Below are 19118 nucleotides of genomic sequence, written 5' to 3'. Positions count from 1 at the left end.
GAGCCGATGCCAAGCGGCGGGTGTTTTGTGCCCGCCGCTTCGTTGGGTGGCGAGATCTTCCCGCGTCATTGCGAGGAGCGTAGCGACGAAGCAATCCATCGCGCCACGTACGCGGAACGATGGATTGCTTCGCTGCGCTCGCAATGACGGTGGATAGGCCGCAAGCCGCTTACCACCAACTTGTTCCGTTTCCGGAAGGCCTTGTTTACCCTGCGGCAAACAGCGCCAAGTTGCACTCATGGCTCTTTAACAGGCCAAAGTGCAGAGATCGCGCCCGAGGGACAGAGAAATGGCGTCCACGGACAATCGCACGCCCGCTTCGCGCGGCAGCAGGAGCTTTGCCAAGACTCTTGGCAAGGCGCGCGCGGCCTTTGACGGCCTGCGCAGCCATGGCGGCTTCTGGCTGAAGGCGCTGTCGCAGCCGACCATAGATCTCACCTTGCGCACCCAGGCCGGCCAGCGCACCCGCATCGTCGAATCGCCTGGCCTGTCGCTGCCGAAGGACGAGCTCGATGCGCTGGTCGCGCAGCTCCGCATCGTCGCCGCCAAGACCCTGCCCGAGGAGAGCCTGAGCTACGGCATCTTCTCCGGCGAGCCCGAGCGGCTGTCGCGCGCTGTCATCACGCTGATCTCAGAGGAAGACACCGGGCGGCCGATCGCCTTCAACGCGCTGTCGGTGATGGACGTGCCGCTCGACGGCGAGCCGACCGAAGTCACCCATCTCGGCCTCGTCATGGTCGATCCCGATGTGCGCGGGCAGGGCCTGTCCTGGGTGCTTTACGGCCTGACCGCGCTGGTGCTGTTCGCCCGCGATGGTTTGCGGCCGAAATGGATCTCGAACGTCACCCAGGTGCCGGCGGTCGTCGGCATGGTCAGCGACACCTTCTCGGACGTATTCCCGTCGCCGCTGCCGGGGGCGCGGCAGAGCTTTGCGCATCTGCAGCTGGCGCGCGGCATCATGGCACGGCATCGCGCGGTGTTCGGCGTCGGCGAGGAGGCCGGTTTCGACGAGGCCCGCTCGGTCATCACCAATGCCTATACCGGCGGCTCGGATGCGCTGAAGAAGACCTTTGAGATCGCGCCGAAGCATCGCGATGCCGTCTACAACGAATTTTGCGAGCGCGAGCTGGATTACGGCCGCGGCGACGATGTGCTGCAGATCGGCCGCGTCGATCTTGGCGGCGCGCGGCGCTATCTGATGAGCGAGGTGCCTTCGGGCTCATTGCCGGCGCTGCTTGCGGCGTCCGCGATGCTGGCGTTGCAGCGGCTGGTGCTGCCGGTGGTCTACTGGATGGACGACACCCGCGCCTTCGGCACGTTGCGGCCGCGCAAGCAGGACAACGGGACCGCGCGATGAACTTCGATTATTACTCGTTCACCGGCCGCAACATCGGCTTCATCGACGAGCACGAGCAGCAGCTCTTGCGCCGGGCGCGGGTGTTCGTCTGCGGCGTCGGCGGCATGGGCGGCGCGGCGTTCATGGCGCTGGCGCGCGCCGGCGTCGGCAAGTTCGTGATCGCCGACATCGACCGCTTCGAGGTCTCCAACCTCAATCGTCAGGTGTTCGCCTTTGCCGACGAGGTCGGCCGCGAGAAGGCGGCGGTCGCCGCCGAAGCCGCCAAACGCATCAATCCGACCATCGAGGTCGAGGTGCTCGGCGAGAATTGGACCAGTGAGCTCGCCGGCATTGCCGAACGCTGCCCGGTCATCGTCAACGGCATGGACGATATCGCTGCCGGCGTGCATCTGTACCGGACCGCCAAGCGCGCCGACGCAACCGTGATCGACGCCTATATGTCGCCGCTGCCGTCGGTGATCGTGGTGCGCCCGCACGATCCCAGGCCCGAGGAGCGCCTCACCTTTCCGACGCTGGCCAAGGACTGGACCGAGATCACCGAGGACGACCGTCGCGCCGCGATGCGTGCCGAGATCGAGCATGTCATGCTGCATTCCTCCTCGCGCAACTATGTCGACCTCGCCATCGCCGGCGAAGTCGCGGCCGGTCGCCGCAGCCGGATGTCGTTCGCACCGATGGTGATCTCGACCGGCATGCTGATGGCCTATGAGGCGGTCGCGCTGATCCTCGGCCGCACCTCCGGCACCGATTGCCGCGGCTGGTTCCTCAACCCGCACCGGCCGGCGATCGAGAAGCCGCGCAATGCGCTGATCGCCGCCCTGATGCGCCCGCTGGTGCGGCGGGCGATCGATCAATTGACGGGCGTCGCATGACCTCGGGGGTGATCGCCGATTCCATCGTCAATCTCTGCGGCGCCATCGGCGTCGCGGTGGCGATGATGACGTTCTACCGGCGCGATCCCGGGAGCCCGCTGACCCGCCGCCTGCTGCTCGCGCTCGGCGTGATCGCGACCTTGTTCCTCGACCGCGGCCTGGCGTGGTGGAGCGGAAGCTGGCTGCTGGATCGTCTCTCGGTGATCCCGGCCGCGCTGATTCCGCTCGGTGCGCTGATCGTCACCGAAGGCATCCTGCGCCGCCACGCGCCGCGCGCAGTCAAGATCGCAGCGCTCGCGGGCGGCATCCTGCTCGGCCTCGGCGGCCTGTTCGGGTTGCAGCGCTTTGCGATGCCTTATGCAGTCGCGCTGGCCCTGTTCCAGCTCGTGGGCTTCGCCACCTGCGCGCTGCTGCTGGCGACGCGCGACCGCGCGGCGCTGATGGCCTCGGAGAACCGCAGCATCGGCCGCATGGCGGTGGGGGCGCTGGTGGTGATCCCGTTCATCCTGACCGATTTCCGCACGCTGTTTCCCGACATTCCGGTCCGGCTCGGCGCGCTGGGCGCGCTGCTCACGGTGACCGTGATGCTGATCGCCGGCGGCGGCGCCGAGACGCGGCGGCATGGGCTCGCGATGATGGCGCTGCGGCTGATCTCTTCGGGGCTGCTCGGGCTCGCCGCCGCCTTCATGGCGCCTGACGTCGATGCCGCGCAGATGATCCGGTTCGTCGCGGTGGCGATCGCCGGCGTGCTGACCATCGGGCTGATGACGGACGCGCTGCGGGCGCTGTTCGAATCTCAGGAGCCCGGCGTGCTCAACTCGGTCGCGGCGTCACCGGCGCAGACCCGGGAGCAGCTGATCGCGGAGCTCGCACGGCATCCGATCTTCGAGAGCGCCCGGCGTTTCCGCGAAGACGAGCTTGGACCCTACGATCCGCCGTTGCTGCGCGATTTCCTGTCGACCAGGCGCGTGCTGCGCCGCTCCGAGGCGCCGTGGGGACTGGCGCCGACCGACCCCGCCGCCGAGCGCATGGTGTCGCTGATGACCGCCAACAACGCCTCCCATGTCATCGTGCTCGCGCATGATCCGCTCGACCTGATCGTGCTCGCGGTGCCCGTCACCGCAGCCGATCCGGCCACCGAAACCGCGCTGGCGCTGGTGCGGCGGCTCTTGGCGCTGACCCCGGAGGCCAAATGACGATCGAGATCCGGGAGGGCGACCGCAAGGCGGCCTTCGACGCCGCCCTCAATGCCTATGGGCCCGACAGCCTCTACGTGCCGCCGCTGTGGAGCGATTTCGACCGGATGTTCGATGCCGCGAAGAACCCGTTCGTCACCGAAGGCCATGGCCGCTATGCGCTGTTCTCGGCGCATCGCGACGGCCGCCCGGTCGGCCGCATCGCCGCCTCGATCCACGATGCCTCCAACCGCAAGCACGGCACGCGCCACGGCGCGTTCGGCTTCTTCGACTGTGTCGACGATCTCGATGTGGCCGATGCGCTGCTGCGCACCGCCGAACAGTGGCTTGCCGCACGCGGCATGACCCGCATCGCCGGCAATTTCAATCTCACGGCGATGCAGCAGATCGGGGTGATGACCGACGGCTTCGACCATGCGCCGTTCACCGACATGATGTGGTCGCCGCCGCATATCGCGCAACACCTCGAACGCGCCGGCTATGCGGCGACCTTCCCGATGACGACGTTTGAGATCGCGCTCGACGGCGGCAAGCCGGAGCAGCTGCTCGGCGACAAGCAGCGCGCGGTGCTAACTGACAAGGATTTCGTCTGGCAGCCGATCAAGCGCTCCGCCTTCAAGGTGCGGCTGGAGGATGCGCGCCTGATCCTGAACGACGGCTTTGCCGACAACCCGATGTTCGTGCCGCCGACCGCGGCCGAATATCTGTTCCAGGCCGGCGACATGATGTGGATCATCGACAAACGGATTTCGACCGTGGTCTATCACCGCGGCCGGCCTGCCGGCGCGATCATCGCAATCCCGGACCTCAATCCCTTGATCAAGGCGATCGGCGGCCGCATCGGTCTGACCGCGCCGTTCAAATTCGTGCAGCACCGCATGCTAAACACCCGCGCCGTGCTGATCTATCAGTCGGTCTGCCGCGATCTGCACAATCGCGGCCTCAACGGCGCGATGCTCTACCGCACGGCGCTGGCGTTGCAGGAGGCCGGCTACCGCACGCTCGGCGGCACCTGGATCGCCGACATCAACGCGCCGTCGCTGCGCCAGGTCGAGAAGGCCGGCGCCACGCCGCTGCACCGGCTGCATCTGTTCACCAAGCGGCTGGCCGCGGCATGAGCGAGCTGACGCCGGATTTGCTGCGCGAGCTGGTCGCGGAGGCGCGGCTGGCGCCGAGCGTCCACAACATCCAGCCGACCCGCTGGCGCCTGCTCGGCGACGGGCGGCTGGCGCTGGTCGACGACACCTCGGTGCGCGCGCCGGTCGCCGATCCCGCGGGGCATGATGTTCTCGTCTCGCACGGAGCGGCGCTGGAGGGCATGAGCCTCGCGCTCAACCGCCGCGGCCTCGCGATCACGGCGATGACCACGATCGAGCAGCCGCTGTCGCCGCAATTTAGCGCGCTCTGCAGCTTTGCGGTCAGGCAAGGCGCCGCGTCCGATCCGCTGGCCGGCCATGTGGCGCACCGGATGTCGTGGCGCGGCAAATTTGCGGCGTCGCCCGATGAGCCCGCGCCGCTGGTGCAGCTCGCCGTCGCGCGTGACGATCTGGTCTGCATAGGGGATCGCCAGGCAATTGCCGATATCGCCGGCTGGGCCGACCAGGCCGAATTCTCCTTCGTGCACGGCGACGACTATCGGGCCGAACTGCTCGCATGGATGCGGCTGTCGCCCGACCATCCGCACTATCTGGTCGACGGCCTCAATCGCGAAGCGCTTGCCATGAGCGCGGTCGAGGCCACCGCCGCCCGCTTCGTGCTCGGCAGCCTGTTCAGGCCGCTCGATCGTCTCGGCCTCGCCGCATCGCTGCTGTCAGACGGCGCCAAGACCGCCTCGGCCGCGGCGATCGTGCTGTTCTGTCGCCCGGTCGGTGAGGATCCACTCACGACGGGGCGGCATTTCTACCGCAGCTGGCTGGAGATCGATCGCGCCGGGCTTGTGGCATGCCCGATCTCGGCGCTGGCCGATCATCCCGATTTCAACGACCGGCTGCGCAAGCTCGGCAGGATCGGCACCGATCTGCGCCTCGTCAACGTGTTCCGCATCGGCCGGCCCGCAAAACCGCTGGAACCGCGGCATTTCCGGCTGCCGGTCGATCGGCTCATCGTGTAGATTTTTTGTATTGACGCGTTTTCGTCACGCGAACCGGTATCCACGTCGCTCGAAAACGCTCTAGGATATACTCAGAAATAGAGCTCGATATCTGCTGTCAAAGCTTCACGGGGTCGTGCTATGACGCCGCCCGCAAACCAATGACCGGTGGGGTTAATGTCGAAGCAATCGTTGCGCGAGGAGGCCGAGCGCCTGATCCGCGAGACCATGGAAAAGCGGAACCTGGTCATCAAGCAGGGCACGACCCGGATCGAGGCCGTCTGCGGCAAATGCGGCGCGCCGAACCGTGTGCAGGCGGAAAAGGGCCAGTCCCGCGTCAAGTTCACCTGCAAGAACTGTGACCACAAGCAGGAAACGCTGTAAGGCGTTTCTGTCGTAATTGCGAGGAGCGGAGCGACGAAGCAATCCATCGTTCCGCGTGCGCCGAGGTATGGATTGCTTCGCTTCGCTCGCAATGACGAGGACGAAGCACCTCTACTTGAACGCCTCGCAGACCGTGATGTGATCCGGCGCGATCCGGGCTGCGGTTCGCAGCGAGACGTTGTGCCACCTGGCGTCCAGCGCGTGGCGGTCGCAGGCGAGCTTCACGCTCATGCCGCCGGCGAATTTGATCCAGTCGGCAAAGCTTTGGCGTGACACCGCGATCACGACGGGAATATCGGCGTCGAGCGCGCGCTCGATCACGAAGCCAAGGCCCTTGCCGTCGCGTTCCCGCTTGCCGAAGCGGTTGACGATGACGAGATCGGCGCCTTCAGCGAGCGCGTCGGCGACGCGGACGCCGGCGTCCTGCAGCCGCGACAGATCGAGCTTGCAGCCGGTCGCACCGGGAGCGGGCGGCTGCGCCAGCAGCAGCGTCTCGCCGCTATGGACCAGCACTGCCGAAAGGCTGGAATCCGCGCATTGGCCAGTCTGCACCATGCCGACCACGCGCGCGCCGTGCGCCTTCAGCTCGCCGGCGAAGTCGCGCAGGACGGCGTCGGGATCGTCGTTGTCGTCATAGACCAGGGCGGCCAGGTCGCATTGGGCATCGAACATGATGGGCTCTGTTCGTTGTTAAGAAGAGAGGCGGCCGCGGCGCCAGGGTGTAGGCGTCGCGGCCGCATGTTTTCGGATCAGGCGGCCGGCGGGCCGTTGATGATCTGCAGCTGGGTGAATTCGGCGAGACCTTCCTCGGCGAATTCGGTGCCGATGCCCGACTGCTTGGCGCCGCCGAACGGAATGTTCGGAGCCATGTCGAGGTGCTTGTTGATCCACACCGTGCCGGCCTCGATCTGGGTCGCGACCTCATGGGCGCGCTTGATGTCGGATGACCAGACCGACGCGCCGAGGCCGTAGGTGGTGGCGTTGGCGCGGCGGATCACATCATCCTTGTCGGAATATTTGATCACCGGCAGCACCGGGCCGAACTGCTCCTCGTCGACCAGCTTGGAGCCTTCCTTGATGTCGCGCACGATGGTCGGCTCGATGAAATAGCCGGGACGGTCCATCGCGGCGCCGCCGGCGATCACATTGCCGTTCTTGCGGGCGTCGTCGAGGAACGCCTTCACCTTCTCGTACTGCATCTTGTTCTGCAGCGGGCCGAGCTTGGTGCCCTGCTTGGAGCCGTCGTCGACCACGGTGTTCTTCGCAATCGCGACCAGCTCGTTGCAGATCTCGTCATAGACGGATTCGTGCACATAGAGCCGCTTGATGGCGAGACAGACCTGGCCGGAGTTCTGGAACGCGCCCTCGAAGATGCCGGGCGCCACCTTCTTCGGATCGACGTCGTCGAGCACGATGCCGGCGTCGTTGCCGCCGAGCTCGAGCGTGATCCGCTTCAGGGTCTGCGACGCGCTCGCCATCACCTTCTGGCCGGTTGCGGTCGAGCCGGTGAAGGAGATCTTGCGGATATCAGGGTGCTTGGTCATGTGATCGCCGAGATCGTTGGCATCGGCGATGAAGTTGAGCACGCCCTTCGGCAGGATGTCCTTGACCAGCTCGGCAAAGCGCAGCGAGGCCAGCGGCGTGGTGGGCGCAGGCTTCACCACCAGGGTGTTGCCGGCGAGCAGCGCCGACGGCAGCTTGAATGCCAGGATCAGCAGCGGATAGTTCCAGGGAATGATCGCGCCGACCACGCCGAGCGGGCGGCGATAGGCCTCGACCTTGCGGTCGCCGGAATTCTCGACCACGCGCATCGGCAGATCGAGCGAGCCGAGGTAGCGGAAGAAGCCCGCCATGCCCATCACCTCGCCGGTGGCATCCGCGAGCGGCTTGCCCTGCTCGCTGGTCAGGATGTGTGCGAGCTCGTTGGTGTTGGCCTCGATCGCCTCAGCCATCTTGATGATGAGCTTGCGACGCTCTTCCATCGGCGTGGCGGCCCAAGCGGGATAGGCGGCCTTCGCGGCGGCGACGGCCTTGTAGAGCTGCTCCTTGGAGGCGCGGGGGCATTGCGCCACCACCTCTTCGGTCGCCGGATTGAGCACCGGCATGGTCTGGTCGCCGGGTACCATCTTGCCGTCGATGAGAAGCTTGTAATCACTCATAGGCTTTGCTCTCCCTGGTCAAACGGGCCCTTCGCGGGCCTCGCTATATCTTGTCATATATCACGATTGCGGTGGGTGGGCCACGGCCAAAGATGGTCCCCGAATAACGGCTGGACGGCGGCCGGCCGAGCGATATATCCTTACGAATATAACGAAGAAATGACCCGGAGTGCCGGTATGCAGATCGAAACCCAGGAGCTCACCACCTGCGAAGTCGCGCCCGACGGCTGCGCCATTTCGCTGGGATTCGTCGACGGCAAGGGTGAGCCCGCAACCATCCGCCTGTCGATCAACCAGGTCGGCGCGCTGGTCATGACGCTGCCCGGGCTGATCAGCAAGGCGCTGCAGACCCGTTTCGGCGACCAGAGCCTGCGCTACGCCTATCCGCTGGATTCATGGGTGCTCGAGCAGTCGACCGATCCGGCCCATGGCATGATGACGCTCAAGACGTCGGACGGCTTCAGCGTCTGCTTCTCGATCCCGCGCGCTCAGCAAAGCGAACTCGGCGAGGCGCTGGTGTCGCAGCCGGAGACGCCGGTGCGGGTGCGCGCGAATTAGCGCTGTCAGTAGCCGAAGGCGTAACCCACCGCTCTCTCGGCGGTGAGCAGAGTTGGTGGATTTCGCTGCGCCACCCACCCTACGCACTGTCCGCCATATTTTCCGCTGTCATGCCCCGCTTCATGCGGGGCATCCAGTACGCCGCGGCCCCTCGACTCAAGCACCGCGGCCTCTGGAATGCTGGATCGCCCGGTCAAGCCGGGCGATGACAGCGCGAATGGGGATAGGGTGAGTTAGCCCATCCTACGATTTCACTTCCCCTTCACGAACGCCGCGAACGCATCGCCGTAGTCCGGATGCCAGCGTGACAGCGGCGGGCGGTTCTCGACGATGTCGGCGGCGGCCCACAGGATGCGGCGCTCGTCGAGCGCGCGCGGCACGTCGTTGTCCGGGCAGAGGATGTAGAAATCGCCGGCTGTGAGGTGCTCGATCATGAAGTCGACGGTCTGCTCCGATGTCCAGGCGCCGGCCGGCTTCTCGGTGCGGCCGCGCGCGGTCAGCCCGGTGAAGACAAAGCCCGGGATCAACAGATGCGCCGTGATCTCGCAGCCGTCGGTGTTGCGCAGCTCGTGCTGCAGCGCCTCGGTGAACGCCTTCACGCCGGCCTTGGAGACATTGTAGGCGGGATCGCCCGGCGGCGTGGTGATGCCCTGCTTGGAACCGGTGTTGATGATCAGCCCCGGCCGGCCGCGCTTGATCATGTTGGGCGCAAACGCCTGCGTGCCGTTGATCACGCCCCACAGATTGACGCCCAGGATGCGCCGCCAATTGTCCGCAGGCCCGAACATCGCGCTGCCGGGCTGGATGCCGGCATTGTTCATCAGGATGTCGGTGCCGCCGAACTTTTTCGCGACGGCGGCCTCAAGGCCTGCGACCTCGTCGGCGCGGCTGACGTCGACCGCAGCCGCCATGATGTCGGCGGCGCCGCCGGGTGCGGCAGATGACAGTTTTGCCGCAGCTGCCTTCAGCCTGTCATCGCCGAGATCGGCGATGCAGACCTTCATGCCGGCTTCGGCAAAACGCGTCGCGGCGGCAAGCCCGATGCCGGACGCGCCTCCGGTGATCACGGCAACATGATTGGCTGATATCACGGGGTGGGGCATCGTCGGTCTCCGGACACATCTGTGGCTGAGGTTCAAAAATCAGTATATCGCACCCACCATGCACGCGGGTGCATGGGAGGTTTTCATGCGCGCCACCCTCGACAACGCTTGCCTCGCTTTACGGTTTCGCGGCCGCGCTGTAGAATCGCCGATATAACGCTTCCAAAACACCTCAGCCGACATTTTACAGGGAGTGCAAACATGGCTGTATCGCAGGCTATTCCGATCACGCGCCATCCTTATGCCGATGGCTCCTACAAGCAGATGCTGATCGACGGCAAATGGGTCGACGCCGCCTCCGGCAAGAAATTCGAAACCCACAACCCCGCCACCGGTGAATTGCTCGCCTCCGTCGCCGAAGGCGATGCCGAGGACATCAACCGCGCGGTTGCGGCCGCGCGTCGCGCCTTCGAAGGGCCGTGGAGCAAGGTGAAGCCGTTCGAGCGGCAGAACATGCTGCTCAAGCTCGCCGAGCTGGTCGAGGCCAATTTCGAGGAACTGTCCCAGCTCGACACGCTCGACATGGGCGCGCCGATCAGCCGCACCCGCGGCAACCGGCTGCGCGCGCTCGGCATGCTGCGCTACTACGCCGGACAAGCGACCGCGATCCACGGCGAGACCATCGAGAACTCGCTGCCCGGCGAGATCTTCTCCTACACGCTGAAGGAGCCGATCGGCGTGGTCGGCGCCATCATCCCCTGGAACGGGCCGCTGACCGCCTCGATCTGGAAGATCGGCCCTGCGATCGCGACCGGCTGCACCGTGGTGCTGAAGCCGGCCGAGGAATCGCCGCTGACTTCGCTGCGCATCGGCGAGCTCTGCATGGAGGCCGGCATTCCGCCCGGCGTCGTCAACGTCGTGCCGGGCTATGGCGAGACCGCGGGTGCCGCGCTTGCCTCGCACCCCGATGTCGATAAGGTCGCCTTCACCGGCTCGCACGTCACGGGACAATCGATCATCCGTGCCTCGGCCGGCAACCTCAAGCGCGTCTCGCTCGAGCTCGGCGGCAAGTCGCCGGACATCGTGTTCGCCGACGCCGATCTCGACGCCGCGGTGCCGGGCGCTGCGATGGCCGTGTTCGCCAATTCCGGCCAGATCTGCAGCGCCGGCACGCGGCTGTTCGTCGAGCAGAAGGTCTATGACGAGTTCGTCGGCCGCGTCGCCGAGTTCGGCAAGAAGCTGCAGGTCGGCAACGGCCTCGACCCCAACACCCAGATTGGGCCGCTGGTGTCGCAGCAGCAGATGGACCGCGTCTCCGGCTATCTCGACATCGGCCAGAAGGAAGGCGCCAAGGCGCTGGCCGGCGGCGGGCGCCTCACCGAGGGCGCGCTGTCGAAGGGCTATTTCGTGCAGCCGACCGTGTTTGCCAATGTGCAGGACAACATGCGCATCGCGCAGGAGGAGATCTTCGGCCCGGTGATCTCGGCGATCTCCTTCAAGGATCCGGACGAGCTGATCAAGCGCGCCAATGCTACGACCTTCGGTCTCGGCTCGGGCGTGTGGACCACCAATGTCAGCAAGGCGCACCAGGTCGCCAAGGCGCTGCGCGCCGGCTCGGTCTGGGTCAATTGCTACCAGGCGATGGATCCGGCGGTGCCGTTCGGCGGCTACAAGATGAGCGGCTACGGCCGCGAGTCCGGCAAGCAGCACGTCGAGGAGTATCTCAACGTCAAGGCGGTCTGGATCAAGACGGGCTAGCGCTTGCTTCTTCTCACCTCTCCCCGCCTGCGGGGAGAGGTCGGATTGCATCGATAGATGCAATCCGGGCGAGGGGTATAGGTCTCAATGTTCGGCGTGCTCGCGGAGGGAAGTCCTCACCCCAATGCCTGCATGATTTCGGAATATTAGAATAATATCCCTGATTTGCCCGACGCGTCAAGTTGCGTTGTCGAACGCCGGCCGCCGCCGGTTACTGTGCATGGGGTTGTTTTCGATATTTTCGTAAGCGCCCCTGCAACGACCACCGGCTCTTGCGTTTACCGCCCCGCGGCCTTCTTCGGCTTGCCGATGTCGCTGCGCAGGGCTTCGAGGTCCTTGCGCACGGCGGTCGCCGCATCGCGTTCGATCTTGCGGTAGCGCGCCACCAAGGAGAGGCCGAACGGGGTCAGCACCGCGCCGCCGCCGTTCTTGCCGCCGGTCTGGCGTTCCACCGCCGCCTGCCGGCAGATGCGGTTGATCTCGTCGACCAAGTCCCAGGCGCGCTTGTAGCTCATGTCCATGGCGCGGCCGGCGGCGGAGATCGAGCCGCATTCCTTGATCTGCTCGAGCAGCAGGATCTTGCCCGGTCCGATGCGGTCTTCGGCATCGAGATCGATGCGGACGCTCAATGAGGGGAGCAATGTGGCGCTCGGTTTCGACATGGCAAGCCTGCTTGTCTGTTCGCTAGATTGCCACTACCTGCTTTTGCGAACAAGATGAACCCGTGACATAACGGGACATCACAAAGAATAATCGGGGTAGGCATGAGTTCTCCATCGCTGTTTTCGCCGCTCAAGGTCGGTCCCTATGAGCTGAAGCACCGTGTCGTGATGGCGCCGCTGACGCGGATGCGGGCGGCGCGGCCGAGCCTCGCGCCGCGGCCGATGAACGCGGAATATTACGCGCAGCGCGCCACGCCCGGCGGCCTCTTGATCGCGGAAGCCTCGCCGGTGGTCGCGACCGGCTTCGGCAATCCCGGCGTCCCCGGCATCTACAGCGAGGCCCAGATCGCGGGCTGGCGCGAGGTGGTGGATGCCGTGCACGCCAAGGGCGGGCTGATCTTCCTGCAGCTCTGGCACGTCGGACGCGTCTCGCATTCCTCGTTCCAGCCCGATGGCGCGCTGCCGGTGGCGCCGTCGGCGGTCGCGATCCCCGCCGAGTTCAGGTGCATGACGGCGGACGGCAAGGTGGTCGACTACGAGACGCCGCGTGCGCTTACGACCGGCGAGGTCGCCGTGATGGTCGAGGCCTACCGGCAGGGCGCGAAGAACGCGCTCGCCGCCGGCTTCGACGGCGTCGAGATCCACGGCGCCAACGGCTATCTGATCGAGCAGTTCCTGCAATCGCGCAGCAATCTGCGCACCGACCAGTATGGCGGCTCGATCGAGAACCGCGTCCGCTTCCTGCTGGAAGTGGCGCAGGCGGTGACCGAGGTCTGGGGCGCCAATCGCGTCGGCGTACGGCTATCGCCCTACGGCATCGCCAATGGCAGCGGCGAGGCCGACCCGATGCCGCTCTACAGCCACGCCATCAAGGCGCTGGACAAGTTCGGGCTCGCCTATCTGCATTTCATCGAGCCGCGCGCCTCGGGCACCGGCCGCGCCGAGGTCGACTGGCAGAACGTGCCGTCCGCGATGGTGCTGTACCGCCCGATGTGGAGCGGTGTGCTGATCACCGCCGGCAATTTCGTCGGCGACAGCGCGCAGAGCGCGGTCGCGGAAGGTCATGCCGATGCGATCGCGTTCGGCCGCTACTTCATCTCCAACCCGGACCTGCCGCGCCGGCTGCAACGCGGCTATCCGCTGACCAAGTACAACCGCGCGACCTTCTATGCCGGCGAGGAGAAGGGCTACACGGATTATCCCGCCCACGACGAGATGACGCAGGCGTAAGTCTTCGTAGTGCGGGCCACCACAATGGTTCCATCTCGTCATTGCGAGGAGCGGAGCGAACGAAGCAATCCATCGCTCCTCACGCGCGGATAGATGGATTGCTTCGCTTCGCTCGCAATGACGGCGGGCAAAGCCGGAGAGCTCCCGATGTTTCCGGACGACGAGTTCGAGCCGACAAAGAAATCAAAGCCCGTGGCGTTGGCAAAGCCCGCGGCCGGCCAATGCCTGTGCGGCAAGGTGCGGTTCGAGATCGATGTGCCGGCGCGCTGGGCCTGGCACGATCACACCGTTGCCAGCCGCCACGCTCATGGCGCGGTCTATGCGACCTATGTCGGCAGCTGGAAGAAGCGCTTCCGTATCACGCAAGGCGAGAGCGAGCTCTCGCGCTATGAGGACGCGAAAAGCAAGACCGCGCGCAGCTTCTGCGCCAATTGCGGCACGCCCGTCATCTACGAACGCGCGCGGTCGCCGCACATGGTCAACATCCCGCGCGCGCTGTTCTCCGGGCGCACCGGCCGGCAGCCGCTCTATCACATCGCGATCGAGGAATTGCAGGAGTGGGCCTACACCGGCGAGCCGCTGGTGCCGCTGAAGGGCTATCCCGGCGTGGTCTGGCAACGCTCGAAAGAGAAGAAGCGCAGCGAGCGCGAGGGGATGTTCTAGCGCAGATTCGATGCTGATCGAATCAGACCGACGCAGCGTCAGTGCTTCACGTAGATGACCTCTTCCGACCCGACGTATTCCTCGGTCCACCCTCTCTTGTCCACGAGGAACCGCTTCAGCGGTTCGTGCGCCTTCACCCAGAGCACCGTATCGATCTTGTACTTGGCGAGCACGGTGTCCCAGGCGGTCTCATCGATCTCCCATTTGATCAGGCTGAAATAGTCGCGCAGCAGCTCGTCGGGATAGGCGGTGGCTGACCGGCCGTCGACGAACACCGGCACCGCACCGCGTGTGTAGAAGATCAGGAGCCCGCCGACGTTCCAGTGGTTCAGCAGCCGTGCGTGCGGAAAATGGCTTTGAAGATAACGCGCATCTTGCTCCGAGAGCAGCTGCGGAAGTGCGAGCGCCGGTTTGACGTATATCAAGGTCAGCGGCAGCGCGCACATTGCGACGATGCCGGCAACCAAGAGCGAGCTCTGGACCTTGAGGTCGCTGAGTTGCTTGGGCAGCACCCGGTCGATGTGAAGCGCCAGCGGCACCGTTGCGAACATGAAGAAGAACGACATGTATCGGTATTGATAGAATCCCAGCAGCAAGAACAGCCAGGACAGCAGCCGCGACTCCAGAGGAGCCGGCGAGGCAGCCGGGTGGCGCAGCTCGAACGTGGCAAATATCGCGATGTAGACGATGCCGGGAATGCTCCCGGGCACGGTGAAGTTTGCGGAGTAAGACCACCACTCGGTGATGTTCGCCTGCGCAAAATGGCCCAGCGTGGTGGTGACGCCGTCGTAGATGCGCCAGCCGAGAGGATTGATCAGGATTGCGACAAGGCAGCCGGCTGCTGCGAAACTGTAGATCCTAAGACCTGCCCAGTCCCGCCTGAGCACGCACGCGGCGCCAAAGAGGCCGATGATGAAAAGCCCGAGCACAAAGCCGCCATGCAGATTGGCCCAAAGCACCATCATCATGGGCAGCAAGAACCATCTGGTTCGCTTCAGGCACTCTGCGTAGAAAACGACGCAGAACAGCATGGTCGGGGTGTTCGGCGAAGCGGCGAGATAGGAATTCGGCGCGGTCACGAACGCCGGGTAAAGCACGCACGCGGCGAGAACGGAAATGCCAACCGCGAGCGTCGAGGCGCCGCTGCGCAGGCAGATCGATGCAAGATATCCGGTGATGACGGCGCCACATGCAACGACTGACAGTGTGAGACCGATATACCCCGTGTATTGAAACACCACGCTGGCGAGCACGTCCCAGAGCCAAGACAAATTGTACCATTGCCTGTCGCCGAGGGTGAATGACCATGGATCCTGGAAGGGCACATTGCCGCGCTCCCTGATCAGGTCTCCGGCGGCGAGGTGCCATCCGAGATCAAGGTGGCCGAGCAGGAGCGGGCCGTTCGACAGGTAGTACAGCGACGTGACTGCGATCAAGAAGACATAGAGACCCGGCTTCTCGCGCCCGATCGTTCCCGGTCCTCTATCGAGCCTGGTTCCGTTCCAGGCCGCCAGCGCGTCCATGACTGAACCCCGCGATCGAAGCGAGCCAACTGCGGGCCCTGCATGCTGTTCTGTGTGCTTGATGAAGGCAAACCATCGTCGCTTTAGGACACTCTGCCTAAAGTAGCGTTAAAGTCAGCCGCGCAATTCGATGGCTGCCGTCGAGGTTCACGCCTGCCCAACGCCGGCTTTCGAGGGACTGACCGGCGGAGTGAAAAGCCCGGAGAGCCAGGCGCGCGCCAGCGGAATGCGGCCATGACCGGCCGCTCGATTGCTCCCCAAGCGCAAGTTTGGTCATCTCCCCGGCGTCGTCGGCCAACGCGCCGGCAGGCCTGGAGGGAACATGAAGAATCGCATTACCGGCCGCTCGGCTTTCCTGGCGCTGCTGAAGGACGAGGGCGTCACGCATCTGTTCGGCAATCCCGGCACCACCGAATTGCCGATCATGCATGCACTGAAGGATCATCCTGACCTCACCTATGTGATGGCGATGCAGGAGAGCCTGGTCGTCGCGATGGCCGATGGGTTCAGCCGCGCCTCCGGCAAGCTGGTCGCCTGCAACGTCCATGTCGCACCCGGCCTCGGCAATGCGATGGGCTCGCTCTACAATGCGAGCTTCACGGGTACGCCTTTGATCCTCACCGCCGGCCAGCAGGAACAGGGCCACGGCCTGACCGAGCCGGTGCTCTATGGACCGCTGGTGCAGATGGCCACGCCCTTGGTGAAATGGGCGGTCGAGGTGACGCGTCTCGAAGACCTGCCGCGCATCGTGCGCCGCGCCGCCAAGATTGCGACCACGCCGCCGACGGGACCGGTATTCATCTCGCTGCCCGGCGATATTCTCAACGCCGAGGCCGGCATCGAGCTTGGCCGCTCCACCCGGGTCGACACGAGGGTCCGGCCGTCGGAGGAGTCGTTGAAGGCGCTGGCCGCGCGCATCCTGAAAGCCGAGCGTCCGGTGATCGTCGTCGGCGACGAGATCGTCAAGAGCGACGCGTTGCGCGAGGCCGCCGATCTCGCCGAGACGCTGGGTTGCCCGGCGTGGCAATCGCCGACGCCTTATGGTTCGCACTTCCTTTCCGAAAGCCCGAGCTTCATGGGCGCGATCGCGCGGCTGCAGAAGGTCGCCCGCGATGTGCTGGCGCCGCATGATCTGTTGATCGCACTCGGCGGCGATCCGCTGCGGATGTCGGTCTATAGCGAGGTCGATCCGCTGCCGGACGGGCTCTCGATCGTGCAGGTCGGCCTGGTCGACAGCGATCTCGCCAGGAACTATGGCGCCGAGATCGCGGTCAAGGCTGACGTCAAGGAGACGCTGCGCGCGCTGGTCCCGGCATTGAAGGAGCTCGGCGGCAGCGCGCTGGAGACGCGCGCGAAGCAGGGCCTCGCAGCGCTATCGACGAAGAACTGGGCGGCGAAGCGCAAGGCGCTGGTCGAGCAGATCTCGAAGGCGAGCCTGAAATCGCCGATCGATCCGGATTGGCTGGCGCTGCAGGTCGTGGAGGCGATGCCCGATGACGCGATCCTGGTCGACGAAGGCCTGACCTCGTCGCGGCAGATCATCGCGCTGCGCGCGCATCGCGACCGCTACGGCTATCACGCGCTCGCATCTGGCGGCATCGGCTGGGGCCTGCCGGCCGCGGTCGGCGTCAGCCTCGCCAATCCGCAGCGCCCGGTGGTGTGCTATTCCGGCGACGGCTCGTCGATGTATTCGATCCAGTCGCTGTGGACCGCGGCCAATCACAAGCTGCCGCTGACCTTCGTCATCGTCAACAATGGCGGCTATCGCATCATCAAGCAGCGCCTGCTGGCCTTCCATGGCGATGACAATTATGTCGGGATGGATTTCATCGACCCGCCAGTCGATTTCACCGGCGTCGCGCGCTCGCTCGGGCTGGAGGCGATCAAGGTGACGGACCCGCAGGAGCTGAAGAGCGTGATGAAGTCCGCGTTCAGCCGTCCCGGCGCGAAGCTGATCGAGGTGATGGTGAGCAATTCGGTGAATTAGCCGACGCTTACTCTCACACCGTCACCCTGAGGAGCGCGAAGCGCGTCTCGAAGGGTCGACGGCCCGGCCGGTGGCCGTCGATCCTTCGAGACGCGCGCAAGAGCGCGCTCCTCGGGATGACGGGATGGTGAGCTGTGCGGTACCCCGTCATTGCGAGGGGCGAAGCGACGAAGCAATCCATTGCTTCGCATATGCGGAACGATGGATTGCTTCGCTTCGCTCGCAATGACGGAGACAATCACTCCGCTGCGTTTGCCTGCGACTTTACCCGATATCGCCCCGCCGGATGCGTCGAGTCCAGCCTCGCTCGTCCCGCGCCGAACAGCTTCTCGCGCAGCGTGCCTTTGGCATACTCCCGCTTGTAGCGGCCGCGCTTGACGAGCTCCGGCACCAGCATGTCGGCGATATCCTCGAAATCGCCGGGCGAGATCGCAAACGCGACGTTGAGGCCGTCGACGTCGGTGTCCTCGAACCATTGCTCGATCTTGTCGGCGACCTGCTCGGGCGAGCCGACCACCACGGGGCCGGCGCCGCCGATGCCGACATGCTCGGCAACCTCGCGCACGGTCCAGACCCGATCGGGATCGGCGCGGGTGACGTTGTCCATCGCGGAGCGGCCGGCGTCGTTGTGCACGTGACGCACTTCCTGGTCGAGCGAATAGGTCGAGAAGTCGACGCCGGTCCAGCCCGACATCAGCGCCAGCGCGCCCTCATGGCTGATATGGCTGCGATACTCGGCGTATTTCGCCTTGGCTTCGGCCTCGGTCGGCGCCACCACGATGCACATCATCGAGAACATCAGGATCTCGGCCGCGTTGCGACCTTTCTCGGCGGCGAGCTCGCGGATCGCCGACACCCGCGGGCCGATCACCTTCGCTGACGGGCCCGACATGAAGACGCATTCGGCGTGCTCGGCGGCGAACTGCCGGCCGCGCGGCGAGGTGCCGGCCTGATAGAGCACCGGCGTGCGCTGCGGCGACGGTTCGGAGAGATGGATCGCGTTGAGGCGGTAGTTGCTGCCTTCGTGCTGCACGCGATGCACCTTCGCAGGATCCGTGAAGATACCGCGCGCGACGTCGCGGATCGCGGCGTCGTCCTCCCAGCTGCCTTCCCACAGCTTGTAGACCAGCTCCATATATTCGTCGGCGAGCTCGTAGCGGTCGTCATGCGCGGTCTGCTTGTCCTTGCCGGCGCCGCGCGCCGCGGAATCGAGATAGCCGGTCACCACGTTCCAGCCGACCCGGCCGCCGGTCAGGTGATCGAGCGTCGACATCCGCCGTGCGAACGGGTAGGGCGGCTCGAAGGAGAGATTGCTGGTGACGCCGAAGCCGAGATTTTCGGTCACCGCGGCCATCGCCGGGATCAGCATCAACGGCTCGTTGGCCGGGGTCTGCGCCGCGTTGCGCAGCGCCGCATCCGGATTGCCCGCATAGACGTCGTAGACGCCGAGCACGTCGGCGAGGAACAGGCCGTCGAACCGGCCGCGCTCCAGCGTCTTCGCCAGATCGGTCCAGTAGGACAGCTTGTTGTAGTCCTTGGTGCGGTCGCGCGGATGGGTCCATAGCCCCGGCGACTGATGCGCCACGCAGTTCATGGCAAAGGCGTTGAGCCGGACTTGTTTTGTCATTGTCGAAACC

At 65.4% G+C, this 19118-nt stretch carries 17 protein-coding genes; 11 read left to right on the top strand and 6 right to left on the bottom strand.

Annotation, left to right across the window (positions count from 1 at the left end):
* Positions 1-289 precede the first annotated feature (289 nt).
* The 6 genes from ACE103_RS37050 (at position 290) to ACE103_RS37025 (ending at position 5898) form a co-directional block, all read left to right on the top strand.
* The gene (locus tag ACE103_RS37050; protein ID WP_375777034.1) at positions 290-1357 is read left to right on the top strand and encodes a hypothetical protein; all 1068 of its coding nucleotides are present in this window, start codon (positions 290-292) and stop codon (positions 1355-1357) included.
* Positions 1354-2229, top strand: a complete 876-nt coding sequence (locus ACE103_RS37045; protein ID WP_375777033.1) for a ThiF family adenylyltransferase — start codon at positions 1354-1356, stop codon at positions 2227-2229. Before ACE103_RS37050 ends, ACE103_RS37045 begins: the two co-directional genes overlap by 4 nt.
* A complete protein-coding gene (locus ACE103_RS37040; RefSeq protein WP_375777032.1) occupies positions 2226-3425 on the top strand; it encodes a hypothetical protein in 1200 nt (399 codons plus the stop codon). Before ACE103_RS37045 ends, ACE103_RS37040 begins: the two co-directional genes overlap by 4 nt.
* Entirely contained in the window at positions 3422-4543 is a 1122-nt protein-coding gene (locus tag ACE103_RS37035; protein ID WP_375777031.1) for a GNAT family N-acetyltransferase, read from the top strand. The genes ACE103_RS37040 and ACE103_RS37035 overlap by 4 nt, the downstream gene beginning before the upstream one ends.
* Positions 4540-5535 carry a hypothetical protein gene (locus ACE103_RS37030; protein ID WP_375777030.1) on the top strand — a complete coding sequence of 332 codons (996 nt, stop codon included), beginning with the start codon at positions 4540-4542 and terminating at the stop codon, positions 5533-5535. The genes ACE103_RS37035 and ACE103_RS37030 overlap by 4 nt, the downstream gene beginning before the upstream one ends.
* Before the next feature lie 156 nt (positions 5536-5691).
* A complete protein-coding gene (locus tag ACE103_RS37025; protein WP_024581255.1) occupies positions 5692-5898 on the top strand; it encodes a hypothetical protein in 207 nt (68 codons plus the stop codon).
* 111 nt (positions 5899-6009) lie between these two features.
* Here the strand turns inward: ACE103_RS37025 and ACE103_RS37020 are convergent, their stop codons facing one another.
* Positions 6010-6570, bottom strand: coding sequence for a DUF2478 domain-containing protein (locus ACE103_RS37020; protein ID WP_375777029.1), 561 nt, complete (start codon positions 6568-6570; stop codon positions 6010-6012).
* Positions 6571-6647: 77 nt separating this feature from the next.
* Positions 6648-8057 carry an aldehyde dehydrogenase family protein gene (locus ACE103_RS37015; protein WP_375777028.1) on the bottom strand — a complete coding sequence of 470 codons (1410 nt, stop codon included), beginning with the start codon at positions 8055-8057 and terminating at the stop codon, positions 6648-6650.
* A gap of 177 nt (positions 8058-8234) precedes the next feature.
* On the opposite strand from ACE103_RS37015, the gene ACE103_RS37010 reads away from it, so the two are divergent.
* Positions 8235-8615, top strand: a complete 381-nt coding sequence (locus ACE103_RS37010; protein WP_223967008.1) for a hypothetical protein — start codon at positions 8235-8237, stop codon at positions 8613-8615.
* A gap of 251 nt (positions 8616-8866) precedes the next feature.
* Here ACE103_RS37010 and ACE103_RS37005 read toward each other — a convergent pair whose 3' ends face one another.
* Positions 8867-9718, bottom strand: coding sequence for an SDR family NAD(P)-dependent oxidoreductase (locus tag ACE103_RS37005; RefSeq protein WP_375777027.1), 852 nt, complete (start codon positions 9716-9718; stop codon positions 8867-8869).
* A gap of 201 nt (positions 9719-9919) precedes the next feature.
* Here ACE103_RS37005 and ACE103_RS37000 point away from each other — a divergent pair, with 201 nt between their 5' ends.
* Positions 9920-11416, top strand: coding sequence for an aldehyde dehydrogenase family protein (locus tag ACE103_RS37000; RefSeq protein ID WP_375777026.1), 1497 nt, complete (start codon positions 9920-9922; stop codon positions 11414-11416).
* A 278-nt stretch (positions 11417-11694) separates the two neighbouring features.
* Here ACE103_RS37000 and ACE103_RS36995 read toward each other — a convergent pair whose 3' ends face one another.
* A complete protein-coding gene (locus ACE103_RS36995; RefSeq protein ID WP_223967012.1) occupies positions 11695-12078 on the bottom strand; it encodes a winged helix-turn-helix domain-containing protein in 384 nt (127 codons plus the stop codon).
* A 102-nt stretch (positions 12079-12180) separates the two neighbouring features.
* Between ACE103_RS36995 and ACE103_RS36990 the strand changes: the two genes are divergently transcribed.
* Both ACE103_RS36990 and ACE103_RS36985 read left to right on the top strand, forming a co-directional pair.
* Positions 12181-13308 carry an alkene reductase gene (locus ACE103_RS36990; RefSeq protein ID WP_375777025.1) on the top strand — a complete coding sequence of 376 codons (1128 nt, stop codon included), beginning with the start codon at positions 12181-12183 and terminating at the stop codon, positions 13306-13308.
* Between the two features lie 147 nt (positions 13309-13455).
* Positions 13456-13971 carry a GFA family protein gene (locus ACE103_RS36985; protein WP_375777024.1) on the top strand — a complete coding sequence of 172 codons (516 nt, stop codon included), beginning with the start codon at positions 13456-13458 and terminating at the stop codon, positions 13969-13971.
* A 38-nt stretch (positions 13972-14009) separates the two neighbouring features.
* Here the strand turns inward: ACE103_RS36985 and ACE103_RS36980 are convergent, their stop codons facing one another.
* Positions 14010-15494 carry a hypothetical protein gene (locus ACE103_RS36980; RefSeq protein ID WP_375777023.1) on the bottom strand — a complete coding sequence of 495 codons (1485 nt, stop codon included), beginning with the start codon at positions 15492-15494 and terminating at the stop codon, positions 14010-14012.
* Positions 15495-15816: 322 nt separating this feature from the next.
* On the opposite strand from ACE103_RS36980, the gene ACE103_RS36975 reads away from it, so the two are divergent.
* Positions 15817-17481 (top strand): thiamine pyrophosphate-binding protein, encoded by a 1665-nt coding sequence (locus ACE103_RS36975; protein WP_375777022.1) that lies wholly within the window; start codon positions 15817-15819, stop codon positions 17479-17481.
* Between the two features lie 238 nt (positions 17482-17719).
* Here ACE103_RS36975 and ACE103_RS36970 read toward each other — a convergent pair whose 3' ends face one another.
* Positions 17720-19108: an LLM class flavin-dependent oxidoreductase gene (locus tag ACE103_RS36970; protein WP_375777021.1), complete on the bottom strand. Its 1389-nt coding sequence runs from the start codon at positions 19106-19108 to the stop codon at positions 17720-17722.
* Between the last annotated feature and the right edge of the window lie 10 nt (positions 19109-19118).

This window comes from Bradyrhizobium sp. ma5, assembly GCF_042258955.1.
Taxonomy (GTDB): Bacteria; Pseudomonadota; Alphaproteobacteria; order Rhizobiales; family Xanthobacteraceae; genus Bradyrhizobium.
Note: the sequence above shows the minus strand (reverse complement) of the source record. Positions and strands in the feature narration are given on the sequence as shown.

Coding starts and splice junctions, on each gene's coding strand:
- ACE103_RS37050 (WP_375777034.1), top strand. CDS start 290: ATGGCGTCCACGGACAATCGCACGCCCGCTTCGCGCGGCAGCAGGAGC.
- ACE103_RS37045 (WP_375777033.1), top strand. CDS start 1,354: ATGAACTTCGATTATTACTCGTTCACCGGCCGCAACATCGGCTTCATC.
- ACE103_RS37040 (WP_375777032.1), top strand. CDS start 2,226: ATGACCTCGGGGGTGATCGCCGATTCCATCGTCAATCTCTGCGGCGCC.
- ACE103_RS37035 (WP_375777031.1), top strand. CDS start 3,422: ATGACGATCGAGATCCGGGAGGGCGACCGCAAGGCGGCCTTCGACGCC.
- ACE103_RS37030 (WP_375777030.1), top strand. CDS start 4,540: ATGAGCGAGCTGACGCCGGATTTGCTGCGCGAGCTGGTCGCGGAGGCG.
- ACE103_RS37025 (WP_024581255.1), top strand. CDS start 5,692: ATGTCGAAGCAATCGTTGCGCGAGGAGGCCGAGCGCCTGATCCGCGAG.
- ACE103_RS37020 (WP_375777029.1), bottom strand. CDS start 6,570: ATGTTCGATGCCCAATGCGACCTGGCCGCCCTGGTCTATGACGACAAC.
- ACE103_RS37015 (WP_375777028.1), bottom strand. CDS start 8,057: ATGAGTGATTACAAGCTTCTCATCGACGGCAAGATGGTACCCGGCGAC.
- ACE103_RS37010 (WP_223967008.1), top strand. CDS start 8,235: ATGCAGATCGAAACCCAGGAGCTCACCACCTGCGAAGTCGCGCCCGAC.
- ACE103_RS37005 (WP_375777027.1), bottom strand. CDS start 9,718: ATGCCCCACCCCGTGATATCAGCCAATCATGTTGCCGTGATCACCGGA.
- ACE103_RS37000 (WP_375777026.1), top strand. CDS start 9,920: ATGGCTGTATCGCAGGCTATTCCGATCACGCGCCATCCTTATGCCGAT.
- ACE103_RS36995 (WP_223967012.1), bottom strand. CDS start 12,078: ATGTCGAAACCGAGCGCCACATTGCTCCCCTCATTGAGCGTCCGCATC.
- ACE103_RS36990 (WP_375777025.1), top strand. CDS start 12,181: ATGAGTTCTCCATCGCTGTTTTCGCCGCTCAAGGTCGGTCCCTATGAG.
- ACE103_RS36985 (WP_375777024.1), top strand. CDS start 13,456: ATGTTTCCGGACGACGAGTTCGAGCCGACAAAGAAATCAAAGCCCGTG.
- ACE103_RS36980 (WP_375777023.1), bottom strand. CDS start 15,494: ATGGACGCGCTGGCGGCCTGGAACGGAACCAGGCTCGATAGAGGACCG.
- ACE103_RS36975 (WP_375777022.1), top strand. CDS start 15,817: ATGAAGAATCGCATTACCGGCCGCTCGGCTTTCCTGGCGCTGCTGAAG.
- ACE103_RS36970 (WP_375777021.1), bottom strand. CDS start 19,108: ATGACAAAACAAGTCCGGCTCAACGCCTTTGCCATGAACTGCGTGGCG.